This window comes from Serratia sp. KH_031, assembly GCF_057839655.1.
Window position 1 is genome coordinate 2,659,725 of record NZ_CM174496.1, and the last position, 13,217, is coordinate 2,672,941.

At 47.9% G+C, this 13,217-nt stretch carries 11 protein-coding genes; 7 read left to right on the top strand and 4 right to left on the bottom strand.

All coding sequences use genetic code 11. The features are described 5' to 3' along the window. Positions 1 to 243 precede the first annotated feature (243 nt). The 3 genes from yeaG to AC3ISQ_RS11975 all read left to right on the top strand — a co-directional run bounded on the left by yeaG (position 244) and on the right by AC3ISQ_RS11975 (position 3,987). Positions 244 to 2,178 (top strand): protein kinase YeaG, encoded by a 1,935-nt coding sequence (yeaG, locus tag AC3ISQ_RS11965; protein WP_489346731.1) that lies wholly within the window; start codon positions 244 to 246, stop codon positions 2,176 to 2,178. Positions 2,179 to 2,273: 95 nt separating this feature from the next. Next, positions 2,274 to 3,542 carry a YeaH/YhbH family protein gene (locus AC3ISQ_RS11970; RefSeq protein ID WP_489346733.1) on the top strand — a complete coding sequence of 423 codons (1,269 nt, stop codon included), beginning with the start codon at positions 2,274 to 2,276 and terminating at the stop codon, positions 3,540 to 3,542. 268 nt (positions 3,543 to 3,810) lie between these two features. After that, entirely contained in the window at positions 3,811 to 3,987 is a 177-nt protein-coding gene (locus AC3ISQ_RS11975; protein WP_489346735.1) for a GhoT/OrtT family toxin, read from the top strand. Positions 3,988 to 4,034: 47 nt separating this feature from the next. On the opposite strand, the gene AC3ISQ_RS11980 is transcribed toward AC3ISQ_RS11975, so the two are convergent. Beyond that, a complete protein-coding gene (locus AC3ISQ_RS11980) occupies positions 4,035 to 6,152 on the bottom strand; it encodes a TonB-dependent siderophore receptor (RefSeq protein ID WP_489346737.1) in 2,118 nt (705 codons plus the stop codon). A 591-nt stretch (positions 6,153 to 6,743) separates the two neighbouring features. Here AC3ISQ_RS11980 and AC3ISQ_RS11985 point away from each other — a divergent pair. After that, positions 6,744 to 7,298 carry a 3'-5' exonuclease gene (locus AC3ISQ_RS11985; RefSeq protein ID WP_489346739.1) on the top strand — a complete coding sequence of 185 codons (555 nt, stop codon included), beginning with the start codon at positions 6,744 to 6,746 and terminating at the stop codon, positions 7,296 to 7,298. On the opposite strand, the gene AC3ISQ_RS11990 is transcribed toward AC3ISQ_RS11985, so the two are convergent. Beyond that, positions 7,280 to 7,858, bottom strand: coding sequence for an NlpC/P60 family protein (locus tag AC3ISQ_RS11990; protein WP_489346741.1), 579 nt, complete (start codon positions 7,856 to 7,858; stop codon positions 7,280 to 7,282). The genes AC3ISQ_RS11985 and AC3ISQ_RS11990 overlap by 19 nt on opposite strands. Before the next feature lie 500 nt (positions 7,859 to 8,358). Between AC3ISQ_RS11990 and AC3ISQ_RS11995 the strand changes: the two genes are divergently transcribed. After that, on the top strand, positions 8,359 to 9,552 hold the full coding sequence (locus AC3ISQ_RS11995; protein WP_489346743.1) for a multidrug effflux MFS transporter: 1,194 nt from the start codon (positions 8,359 to 8,361) through the stop codon (positions 9,550 to 9,552). A 17-nt stretch (positions 9,553 to 9,569) separates the two neighbouring features. On the opposite strand, the gene dadX is transcribed toward AC3ISQ_RS11995, so the two are convergent. Both dadX and AC3ISQ_RS12005 read right to left on the bottom strand, forming a co-directional pair. Continuing rightward, positions 9,570 to 10,643 carry a catabolic alanine racemase DadX gene (gene dadX, locus AC3ISQ_RS12000; RefSeq protein ID WP_489346745.1) on the bottom strand — a complete coding sequence of 358 codons (1,074 nt, stop codon included), beginning with the start codon at positions 10,641 to 10,643 and terminating at the stop codon, positions 9,570 to 9,572. Positions 10,644 to 10,697: 54 nt separating this feature from the next. Beyond that, positions 10,698 to 12,002 (bottom strand): D-amino acid dehydrogenase, encoded by a 1,305-nt coding sequence (locus AC3ISQ_RS12005; protein WP_489346746.1) that lies wholly within the window; start codon positions 12,000 to 12,002, stop codon positions 10,698 to 10,700. A 709-nt stretch (positions 12,003 to 12,711) separates the two neighbouring features. Between AC3ISQ_RS12005 and AC3ISQ_RS12010 the strand changes: the two genes are divergently transcribed. Both AC3ISQ_RS12010 and AC3ISQ_RS12015 read left to right on the top strand, forming a co-directional pair. Next, the gene (locus AC3ISQ_RS12010) at positions 12,712 to 12,888 is read left to right on the top strand and encodes a hypothetical protein (RefSeq protein ID WP_489346748.1); all 177 of its coding nucleotides are present in this window, start codon (positions 12,712 to 12,714) and stop codon (positions 12,886 to 12,888) included. Positions 12,889 to 12,925: 37 nt separating this feature from the next. Next, a complete protein-coding gene (locus AC3ISQ_RS12015) occupies positions 12,926 to 13,186 on the top strand; it encodes an XRE family transcriptional regulator (RefSeq protein WP_489346750.1) in 261 nt (86 codons plus the stop codon). The last annotated feature ends 31 nt before the right edge of the window (positions 13,187 to 13,217 follow it).

The window sequence follows — 13,217 nt, forward strand, 5'->3', positions numbered from 1 at the left end:
TGAGTCATTGATATGACTTAAAAAAAGCCTTTTCACTGGCAGGAAATTTTTCAGTATGCAACTAAGCTTAAATTAGAAGGTGAGTTTACTCTGGAACCGTGACAAGACAGCGCAGCTCGTAACAATAAGTAGACCTAGTTGGCATACGAGTTGCTGTATCCAGATAATCACTTCTTCCGGGAGCCATTAAATTATCATTAGCTCTCTTTAACCTGTGCTATTAACGAAAGGACGGGCATCGCCATGAACATATTTGACCACTATCGCCAGCGCTATGAAGCTGCCAAGGACGAAGAGTTCACATTGCAGGAGTTTCTTACCATCTGCCGGCAAGACCGCAGTGCCTATGTCAACGCGGCAGAACGCCTGCTGATGGCCATCGGTGATCCCGTAATGGTCGACACCGCACTTGAGTCACGAATGTCCCGCCTGTTCTCCAATCGCGTGATTGCACGTTATCCAGCCTTTGAGGAGTTCTACGGCATGGAAGAGGCTATCGAACAGATAGTTTCTTACCTGAAACACGCCGCTCAAGGTCTGGAAGAGAAGAAACAGATCCTTTATCTATTGGGCCCAGTGGGCGGTGGTAAATCATCACTGGCTGAACGTCTGAAAGCGTTAATGCAGTTGGTGCCAATCTATGCGTTAAGCGCCAACGGTGAGCGCAGCCCGGTCAACGATCATCCGCTATGCCTGTTTAACCCACAGGAAGATGCCAATATTCTGGAAAAAGAGTACGGCATCCCGAAACGCTATCTCGGCACCATCATGTCGCCGTGGGCAGCAAAGCGCCTGCATGAATTCGGTGGTGATATCAGTAAATTCAAAGTAGTAAAAGTACACCCATCGATTCTGGAGCAAATTGCCATCGCCAAAACCGAACCCGGTGATGAAAACAACCAGGATATTTCGGCTCTGGTGGGTAAAGTGGATATCCGAAAATTGGAAAACCACGCCCAAAACGATCCTGATGCCTATGGTTATTCCGGCTCATTGTGCCGTGCTAACCAAGGTATCATGGAGTTCGTCGAGATGTTTAAAGCACCAATTAAAGTGCTGCACCCGTTGCTGACCGCCACGCAGGAAGGTAACTACAACGGTACCGAGGGCATCTCTGCCCTGCCGTTTAGCGGCATTATTTTGGCGCACTCTAATGAATCGGAATGGGTGACTTTCCGTAATAACAAAAACAACGAAGCCTTCCTCGACCGCGTTTATATCGTCAAGGTACCATATTGCTTGCGCGTGTCGGAAGAAATGAAAATCTACGACAAATTGCTGGATCACAGTGAGCTGACGCACGCACCGTGCGCTCCAGGCACATTGGAAACTCTGGCGCGTTTCAGCGTGCTGTCACGCTTGAAAGAACCGGAAAACTCCAGCATTTACTCAAAAATGCGCGTCTATGACGGTGAAAGCCTGAAAGACACCGATCCCAAAGCCAAGTCGTATCAAGAGTACCGCGACTATGCCGGGGTTGACGAAGGGATGAACGGTCTTTCTACCCGTTTTGCCTTCAAAATCCTATCTCGGGTGTTCAACTTTGATCACGCCGAAGTGGCGGCCAACCCAGTACATCTGTTCTACGTACTGGAGCAGCAGATCGAACGTGAACAATTCCCGCAAGATCAGGCAGAGAAATATCTGGAGCACCTGAAAGGCTATCTGATCCCGAAATACGCCGAATTTATCGGTAAAGAGATCCAGACGGCTTATTTGGAATCTTACTCAGAATACGGTCAGAACATTTTTGACCGCTACGTGACCTACGCGGACTTCTGGATCCAAGATCAAGAGTACCGTGACCCGGATACCGGTCAGTTGTTCGACCGTGAATCTCTGAACGCCGAACTGGAAAAAATTGAGAAACCAGCAGGCATCAGCAATCCGAAAGATTTCCGCAATGAAATCGTCAATTTCGTACTGCGTGCCCGCGCCAACCACAATGGTCACAACCCAAACTGGACCAGCTATGAGAAGCTGCGTACCGTTATCGAGAAGAAAATGTTCTCGAATACCGAAGAGCTACTGCCCGTTATTTCCTTTAATGCTAAAACCTCAACGGACGAGCAGAAAAAACATGACGACTTCGTCGATCGTATGATGGAGAAAGGTTATACCCGCAAGCAGGTTCGCCTGTTGTGTGAATGGTATCTGCGGGTAAGAAAATCGTCATAACGCTTGATAAGAGTGGTACCCAAAAGATTTCAGGCTGCGGCATTGATGTGGCAGCCTGAAAATCACGGGAGCGTGTTGGCAACGTTGGGGGTAGCATGGCGTATTTCATTGACCGACGACTTAATGGCAAAAACAAGAGCACGGTTAACCGCCAGCGCTTCTTGCGACGCTATAAGTCGCAAATCAAACAGTCGATTGCCGAAGCCATCAACAAGCGTTCGGTCACCGATGTAGACAGTGGGGAATCGGTTTCGATCCCGACTGATGATATTAACGAGCCCATGTTTCATCAAGGGCGCGGTGGCACACGTCATCGTGTTCATCCGGGTAACGATCACTTTGTTCAGAACGATCGCGTTGAGCGTCCGCAAAATAATGGCGGTGGCGGCAGCGGTCAGGGCAACGCCAGTCAAGATGGCGAAGGTCAGGACGAGTTCGTATTCCAGATTTCCAAAGACGAATATCTCGACCTGTTGTTCGAAGATCTCGCGCTGCCTAATCTGAAGAAAAATCAGTATAAACAGCTCACCGAATACAAAACTCATCGTGCGGGTTACACCGCCAACGGTGTTCCAGCCAATATCAGTGTGGTACGTTCGCTGCAAAATTCGTTGGCACGTCGCACGGCGATGACGGCTAGCAAACGCCGTGATCTGCGTTCGTTGGAAGGTGAACTGAGTACGTTAGAAAATACCGAACCGGTACAACTGCTGGAAGAGGAGCGGTTACGCAAAGAAATCGCCGAGTTGCGTAAGAAAATCGAGAGTGTCCCGTTTATCGATACCTTCGATTTACGCTACAAAAACTACGAGCGTCGTCCAGAGCCTTCCAGCCAGGCCGTTATGTTCTGCCTGATGGACGTTTCCGGTTCGATGGATCAAGCCACCAAAGACATGGCGAAACGCTTTTATATCCTGCTCTATCTGTTCCTGAGCAGGACTTATAAGAACGTGGATGTGGTCTATATTCGCCACCACACGCAGGCGAAAGAAGTGGATGAGCAAGAGTTCTTCTACTCGCAGGAAACCGGCGGGACCATCGTTTCCAGCGCGTTGAAGCTGATGAATGATGTCGTTGAAGAACGTTACAATCCCGCGCAGTGGAATATTTACGCGGCACAGGCTTCAGACGGCGACAACTGGGCCGATGACTCACCGCTATGTCACGAACTGTTATCGAAAAAGATTTTGCCGATGGTTCGTTACTATAGCTATATCGAAATCACCCGCCGCGCCCATCAAACGCTGTGGCGTGAATATGAAGATTTACAGGCGCGGTTTGACAACTTCGCGATGCAACATATTCGCGAACCTGATGATATCTATCCGGTATTCAGAGAGTTGTTCCACAAGCAGAACGTGTAGAATCTAACTCAAGCGGCCAGATAATCTGGCCGTTTTTTTATCTCAAGAATAACCACATAGATACCCAAAATAATTGGAGTTGCATCGCGGCGGCAACCGAGCGAGTCCCGATGAGCTTACTCCAGTAAGTGATTCGGGTGAGTAAGAGCAGCCAACAAAGATGCAGCTTCAAGTATGACGGGTATAAAGCTATTTATACTGCCAGTCATTGCTTGTACTGAATGAAACCCCTAAAATTCCAGCTTACAAAAAACATTGGAATAGTTTCATGTTGTCGCTGTGGGTTTTAACGCAATACGTTTATTTAGTGGGTTTAGTTATTTCAGCCATTATTACTTTTCTGGTGAGCCGCGAAACCATCGTCATCCGTTGTTTCACCGCCCTGCTTATTGGTCTGACTTGGCCGTTGAGCTTCCCGGTCGTTCTGCTGTTTTCTCTGTTCTAAACACTGGCAATCGCCCCGCCGATTCATGACGGGGCCAGTGTCACCGATTAAAAATCATACCCTACGCTAGCAATCACTGAACGCTCCGCCCCCCAATAGCAATAACCGGTTCCATAACAGGCAGCCACATATTCCCTATCGGTCAGGTTATTCACGTTTAACTGAACATAAGCGCCCTTCAACGCACTATTGACGCTCGCCAGATTCATGCGCACCGAGGCATCCAATAACGTCACCGATGGAATACGTAACGTGTTCTCGTTATCGGCCCATTGTTTACCGATATAACGGATACCCGCGCCTAAATTCAGTCCATAACCTGCGTCGTATTGTCCCCATAACGAGGCGATTTGATCTGGCACTAAATATGGCGTGTTGCCGTCGTTGCCATCCACTGCATCTTTGAATTTCACCTTGTTATAACTGTAACCAGCAATGATATTCAACCGCTCGGTAACTTTAGTGCGTGCTTCCAATTCGATGCCCTGAGAGTTCACTTTCCCTGCGGGAACGTAATAACTCTCTTGGACCAAGCGGTTAGCAACGTCTTTTTGCGTCAGATCGTATAATGAAACGCTATACAGCGAGCTGCTGCCTGGTGGTTGATATTTCAGGCCGATCTCATATTGTTCACTGGTCGTGGGTTTCAACAAATGACCACTCTGGTCGGCCAATACGGCTGGCGTTATCGCCGTGCTGTAACTGGCATACGGCGAAAAACCACTATCGAAATGATACAATACAGAAGCACGGCTGCTGACGTGATCGTCCGTGCGCTCGTCGGTCGTATTGTTATTCAGAACGGTATTCTTGCTCTCTAAACGGTCAAAACGCCCGGCAAGATTGAAGTACCAACGGTCAATGTTAATCTCATCTTGTAAATAGATCCCGGTTTGCTCATAACGACGAATAGAGTCGGTATGCACCAAGCCGGTCAGTTCTGGCCCACCTGAAATTCCGGTATACGGATTTAATGGCGTTGCTGCCGCACTCTCTTCCCACAGAGAGTTGCGGAAGTTTTGATAATCCACACCCAACATCACTTTGTGCGCTAACGGCCCGGTAATAAAATCGGCCACTAATTGGTTATCAATGGCATAGGCGTTCAGCGAGGTATTGGAGCCACTATACCAACGGTTAAGATTGGTGTGGGTTTCGTCCCAACCAATTTGATAGACCTGTTCCAGTTCGACATTGGAATGGGTGTAACTCGCTTTTTGATTAAATGACCAGACATCATTAAAGCTGTGAGAGAAGTCATAACTATAAATCTGCTCCCAACGCTTGAATTCATTGCGGCTACTTTCACCATCGAAAAATCCACGACTGAGTTTATCGCCCTGGCTCGCATACAGGCTGCCATCTGCCGGTACTGAGCTGTGATAACCTCCAGACGGATCTTTTTGCAAATAGGCTCTCAATAATAACGAGGTATTTTCATCAGGTTGCCACAACAGCGACGGTGAAATCGCGTAACGTTCTTCACGTTGATGATCGTACATGGTATCGCTAGTACGAGTCATGCCAGTGAGTCGATAGGCCCATTGGTCGGTCAACGCGCCAGTCAAATCAAACGCCCCGCCTAACGTATTATTGTTACCCGCCATGCCGCGAACATGCCCTTCTGTCGCAAACTGTGGACGTTTAGAAGTCATGGCTACCAACCCGCCGGGAATGCTTTGCCCATACATCACGGCTGCGGGTCCTTTGATCACATCAATACGTTCCAGGAACCAAGGATCAACTTGCAAGGCGTTATAACTACCGCCGTCACTCAGCAAACGCAGCCCATCGAGGAAGGTATTATTGACGTCCCCACCGTGGAAACCTCGCAATGAAACGGTGTCATAGCGCGTGGCACCACCGGCAAAGTTGGTAAATACGCCAGGGGTATAGTTCAGCGCCTCATTGACCGTCTGAGCATTTTGATCGTCCATTTGTTGGCGCGTCACCACTGAAACCGACTGCGCCGTGAGAATGAGCGGTTGATCGGTTTTAGTCGCTCCTATGCTAGTGGTAGCAGTGTACCCCTGCGTCTTGCTTTCCGCATTATCTGCAGGCTGAGCGGTGACGACTAACGTCTCTTCTGCAAAAGAAAATGATGGGGAAAGTAACGCCAAAGAACATAACAAGTGGCAACGTTTGAGAGGAAAAAGCACGGACATACTCATGACCCTTAATGAACCCATTGAAGTTGTACCGTAAAAAACCGTGTCGACGACGTTCCGCGACATTATCCCAGAGGTCTTTCGGTACTCTAGATTGAACAATACTATAAACGATAATAACAATGATAATTATTATCATTGTTATAAATAAAGTGAATTATATCAACCTATTTTCAGCGGGATTGTCAGGATCGTATTTAATCTTGGGGATGATGGCTGTTGTCTACCTATCATTACTTTCCGGATAAGTAGCCAGCGGGTGACTTAGGGCTCGGAATATAAGGTGCAGAAACATCCACCAGTCGGCACAGCTTGCTGTAATTGTTGGATTTCTCACAAATTTTGTCACTCACAAAAATGCCTAGGTAACCGAACCCCAGCAAATACGCGAACATACATAAAATGAAGATAATTTCTCTCAACTGCCGTTCCTACCTGATACCTGTTCTTTTACTATCATAACGTGATTAGCCACTTTCCGCCTGTGCCAAGTATAACCAGAGTTTTCAAGACGTCTCGTCACTGTGGCTACTCACCCCAGCCTCGTTTGGTGTAACATGAAAGATAATTCAGCAAGCAGGATCGCCCATGCATCATTTGATGTTAGATATTGAAACCTTGGATATAAAATCGAGTGCCGTCATTCTGGTGGTGGCTGCCGTCTTTTTCGATCCTAAAACCGGTGAATTAGGTGCCGAATTCGAAACATCAGTTAACAGTCAAAAGGAACAACCGGGGAGGACTATCAGTCTAGATACCGTGGCTTGGTGGGCAAAACAATCGGATGAAGCGCGTAAATTGGCGTTTAGCGGCACTGAAACGCTCAAACGTGTGCTAACCAATTTGACTCGGTTTATCCACATGAACGCGACCGATACGGTCAAAGTATGGGGTAATGGCAAAGAGTTTGATTGTTCAATCCTGGAACATGCTTTCCAACAGTTGGAAATGCCTTGCCCATGGAAGTTTTGGGATACTCAAGATGTGCGAACCGTCATCACACTAGCAGAGATACACGGCTTCAACCCCAAGAAAGAGCGCCCATTTGAAGGAACTCCGCACCGGGCGTTAGATGATGCCAAACACCAGGCGCGTTATGTCGCAGATACCATTTCGGCACTCTATTATCGTAAAGCCGTTTGAATTTCTGAATGATTACGCTTTGCCAAAACACCGTTGGAATCATTGGTGATGACTCGGCGAGTAAAACGATAATAACGATTCCAATAAGGATTTTTCAAACTGGAAATAGTCACGCCTTGGCTAGTTGATGCATGGACAAAACTATCGTTACCTATCGCAATACCTACATGGCGGCGATTCTTTGGGCCAGAGAAGAAAATCAGATCTCCGGGAACAATATTTTGGCGAGAAACTTGTTCACCTAAATTTTTCTGCCCTTGTGTCGTACGTGGCAAATTAACACCAAATTGACTACTAAAAGCTCTTTGTACAAACGCAGAACAATCAATGCCTTTTCTGCTATTACCGCCCCACAAATAGCGAACACCTTCCCAATGGCGATAATGTTCAAGCACGGCAGCACGCACAGTGGCATCATTTTTGATTAGGGTGCTTGAAGACTGATTAAACGGGTCTCGTCCGTTTTCACGGGTGCTCAGTGAAGCATCCGCTTGATAGCTGACCAAGAGGGAAAATATAAATATAAAACCGTAATGGGTTAAAAAATTTTTACTTCTCATCGTATTACATTCCAATCACTGCAATCGTCACATTTGCATGGAATCCTTGTATTGATATATCTCCCCAACAGATAGGTGACAATTAATCTGAGTGGGCCCGTTTAATAGAGCCCGGATGGTATAAAAAGCACTCTAGCATGGCAAATAAAAATTGATTATTTTTTCACCACCCCAAGAGACCGTTATTAATTTTTTACATTAATGACATAAACCTTAAAATCCATCACTCATTAAATAGATGAAATTTATGTTTGATGTCAGCACCTTCCGATTTGTCATATTTGTATTACTTAATCATTTCACCCAGCAATGTAACGTAACAACAAAAAGACAATTTATTTTATTAAAGAAATGTTAATTTCCAATTGCCACATATTTTGTCACCTTATGCAGTGTCCAAAACAACATCAAACTAACAATAACCTGTCTTTATTCCTTTCTATTTGTTAACAGAATCTCTACTCTAGTTCTCTTTGTCACTCGGATGTGCCGATTCTGTTATGCAACGATTTCTCTTTCTTCTTCTCAGCCTGATTTTGTTAGGACCTCTGGGAATCGATCTCTACCTTCCTACCATACCGGCTATCGCCGTGGGTCTAGACAGCAGCGAAGCATTGATTCAATCCACCATCTCGCTGTTCATTTTAGTGCTAGGAGTGGGACAGATTATTGCTGGGCCATTGGTTGATAACTATGGGCGTAAACCCATCGCATTAGCGGGCATTGTTATCTATATGGTTGGGGCTGCAATGGCAGCGTTGGCGACAACACCAACAATGTTTGTCGCCTCACGCCTGTTGCAAGGCTGCGCGGTCTGTTGTACCGCTGTCGTTGCATTCAGCGGTGTGCGCGATCGTTTAAATGGCGATGATGCCGCCCGCGCCTTTGGCTTCCTAAACGGTACGTTGAACATCATTCCTGCATTAGCGCCTTTATTGGGTGGATTATTGGCGGAAGCTTTCGGCTGGCGCGCACCGTTCTGGTTCCTGGTGCTTTATGCCTTGCTGGTGTTGCTGTTGATCGCCCGCTTTTTGCCAGAGACCCGCCCTGCCGATACCGTGCCGGTCAAAGGATTGCCATTACGACAATACGCCCGCATTCTCAGTGACCGCCGTTTTATTTCCTTTGCCTTGGTTAACTCAGGTGCGATGGGCATGGCGCTGACCTATGTTTCACTGGCTCCGAACGTGTTAATGGGAACCGCCGGTTTGACACCGTTGCAGTTCTCATTGGTATTCGGTGCCAACGGCTTTTGGATCATGTTAGTGAGCTTTATTGCCAACCGCATCATTCATAAGGTGGGTCGCCCGGTTTGCTTGGCCACCGGAGGCGTGTTGATGGGGTTAGGCTGCCTAGGTTTGCTGTTCGGTATTCTATCGCTATCTGCAACCACACAAACCCACTGGCTGGTGTATATGTTGCCCGTCGCCAGCGCCTGTTCCGGATTGGCATTTGTGATGGGCCCCGCCACCAGCTATGCATTAGAACCGTATTCGAACGAAGCTGGCGTGGCTTCTGCATTGGTCGGATTCGTTCAAATGGCAGGAGGTGCAGCGTTGGGGTTATTGGCGATGGCACTACCGTTACAGCCGAAACTGTCATTGGCATTGGTGATGGCGGTAGGTTGTTTACTGGCGCTACATGCACGGCAGCGCAGTAAACAAATTAAAGGTCAGATAACTAAAGTAGGTTAGCCGTTATTGGCTGATGGCTATTGGCTTACAATAACGGGCACCCGCGGAGCCAGCGCCGTCAGCAACTCGTATCCGACGGTTGCCGCTGCAGCGGCAACATCATCCACTGGCAAACGTTGTCCCCACAGTTCAACTTCAGTTCCAATATCCGCCTGTGGGCAAAGTGTTAAATCTACCGCCAACATATCCATCGAAACCGTCCCAACAACGCGAGTCACCACGCCGTCGACCCAAACAGGGGTTCCTGTCGGCGCATGACGCGGATAACCATCAGCATAACCACAGGCGACGATACCGATACGTTGTGAAGCATTCGCGGTATAGCGTGCGCCATAGCCCACACGGTCACCGCTTTTCAGTTGTTGAACACCAATAATTTCGCTGCGTAACGTCATGGTCGCTTGCAACCCGCTATCGGCAATGTCTTTCCATTGACCACTCGGTGATGCACCGTACAAAACGATACCAGGACGAACCCAACTCCCCTGCGTTTCAGGGTGCCACAGCGTCGCGGCTGAATTTGCTAAGCAACGCGGCGCGGTGATAGCAACTGCAGCCTTTTCGATCGTCGCCATCTGTTGCGCCACGCCCGTTGGTTCGTCTGCGGTAGCAAAATGGCTCATTAAGGTCAGCGAGCCAATATTACGAATTTCTTGTGCCCGCAACCACACATCATGGAAACGCTCAGGGGCAAAACCTAAACGGTTCATTCCGCTGTTCACTTTCAAATACACATTCAATGGTGCCGAAAGTTTCGCATCAGCAATCGCTGCTAATTGCCAATCGCTGTGTACTGACGTCGTCAGGCGATACCGATCCAGCAAAGCAATATCTTCCGCTTGGAAGAAGCCTTCCAACATCAATATGGGTCCCTGCCAACCGGAGTCACGCAGCAAGATGGCTTCCGCAAAATCCAATACGCCGAAACCGTCGGTTTTAGCCAAACTGCGCCAGATATTTTTGATGCCATGCCCGTAAGCATTGGCTTTCATCACCGACCACACTTTGGCGTTAGGTGCGTAACGGCGAATCACCTGCAAATTATTTTCGAATGCGGAAAGGTGCAACGTGGCAACTATCGGGCGGGGCATGGGCTCTCCTTCGGAGCAAAATCAATCGCCACGGAGTTAACCGTGGCATCATCATTAACGAGCTGGGTGTATATCGTTCAGTGGGACAATTTGCCGCTGGCGAAAGTTAGCGCTATAGCGCGCTACCGCCAGATCGTCAGATGGGATCGCCGGTGTGGTGCCAGAAATCAAGTCAGACAGTAATTGCCCTGAGCCACAGGCCATCGTCCACCCCAACGTACCGTGGCCGGTATTCAGGTACAGGTTTTTCAGCGAAGTACGACCGACGATAGGCGTGCCGTCCGGCGTCATTGGGCGTAAACCGGTCCAGAAAGTGGCATCTTCCACACGGCCACCATTGGGGTACAGATCGCGCACCACCATCTCCAGCGTTTCGCGACGCTTCTGCTCCAACTCAGTATTAAAACCGACGATCTCAGCCATACCACCGACGCGGATACGTTGATCAAAGCGGGTAATGGCAATTTTATAGGTTTCATCCAAGACGGTTGAAAACGGTGCAGAGGCTTCATCGGTAATGGGAATAGTCAGCGAATAGCCTTTAAGTGGATAAACCGGGATCGACACCAAACCCCGCAGCAGTGCCGTGGAATAAGAGCCGAATGCGACCACGTAACTGTCCGCAGTGATCATTTCCCCGTCGCACTGTACGCCCGCGATTTTATCCCCTTCTACCAGCAAGCGCTCAACGTTGCGGTTATACAGGAAGGTGACGCCAGCCTGCTCCGCCATTTTTGCCAATTGTTGGGTGAACAGTTGGCAATCCCCGGTTTCATCATTCGGTAACTGTAAACCACCGGTTAACTTGTGTGCGACTTGAGCCAATGCCGGTTCTGCCGTCGCTAATTGGCTGGCTTCTAACAGCTTATAAGGCACACCGGCATCTTCCAGCACCGCGATGTCTTTAGCGGCGTTTTCGAACTGCTGTTGAGTACGGAACAATTGCAGCGTGCCACCTTGGCGACCTTCATATTGAATACCCGTTTCCTGACGCAGCGCCTTGATGCAGTCACGGCTGTATTCAGCCAAACGCACCATGCGCCCTTTATTGGTCATGTAATGGGCCGTGTTGCAGTTTCTTAGCATCTCCCACATCCAGCGTAACTGGAAGCTGCTGCCATCTAGGCGAATTGCCAGCGGTGCGTGGCGCTGGAACATCCATTTGATCGCTTTCAACGGCACGCCCGGTGCAGCCCAAGGCGCGGCATATCCCGGAGAGATTTGCCCAGCATTGGCGGCACTGGTTTCCATCGCCGGGCCTGGCTGACGGTCGATAACCGTCACCTCATGCCCCGCCTTTGCCAAATACCAAGCACTGGCAACACCCACTACTCCACTACCTAAAATGACCACTCGCATTGTCGACTCCAATCCAAGGCACAATTAAGCACAATATTCTGCTAACAGGAAATTAACTCAGAGGAAAAAACCGTCCAACAACTTGATCTATAAACGTGACATTAATCACATTTAATTTATCGTACATCTTAGCTAGCTTTGCAAATTACACCTATAAATAGGTATATAACGTCACATTTAGCCCAATAACGAAGAAAAAACCAACGATAGCTGAAGACGAAAAGAAGGATTCACTACGCTAACAAGTAAAGTTAACGACCTCTTTAGCTAGCGAATAAAAACGCGCAAACGTCATTTTATTAGCATTTAATTCTGATTAAATGTCCATTTATCCTAATTATCTATCTGCCATTCTGAATCGTTCAATCTGTGAGAAAACGCACAGCTAATCCCCTCTCCGAGAGCTACACGATCCAGCCTGTTGAATTTTTAAGCTTTACATCATTATTCCCTCTACGTAGTTTGAGCTACGATTGTTATAGCACCGATAAAATACAAATAAATAATAAATATCAATTAGATACACTGAAACTTACTCATGAAAAACACACCAAACAACAACTAAACACGACATTTCCCCTACAGATAAACAATCACTTACCAAAGATAGTGACCTAAAAACAGATGTTGACAAATAGCTCCATTGGTTCTATTATTACTGTCACTGAGGTAGCAGATAGTCTGCGGCCCAACCCGAAAGGAAAGGGCGATGAGTGCAAATGAAATGACCACTGCTGAGTTAGAAAAAATTCACGTTGAAATTGCCAAGCTAATGGCTGAGACAGCAAAGATTAATAGGGAAACGATGTGGTATCCCGTCGCGGTTGCAACAGGCTTGATTGGCGTGGTAGCCACGGTAACAACAATTATCATAAAATTCATATAACAAGGAGCCCCGAAAGGGGCTTTTTGATGGGTAAAAAATGCGACTAATAGAAAACTATGAAGCCCCGCACGTTGACGACCTGCTGAAGCTCAAAGAGCAGCTTGGTTATACCGGCACTCAAATGGCAGAGCTAGCAGGCGTCGCCGGTAACAGTCAATGGCGCAAATATACAGGTCGTGAAACCCCTCGTGCGATCAGCCCACACATTCTATTTTTCATGGCTGCACAACTAGCGCTGTCAGATGATGAGTTGCAGAAAGTGATCGGCAAGATGCGTGAGATCGGAGCTGGGGTGTGAAGATATAGTCAATTTCCTAAATTATCTTCGC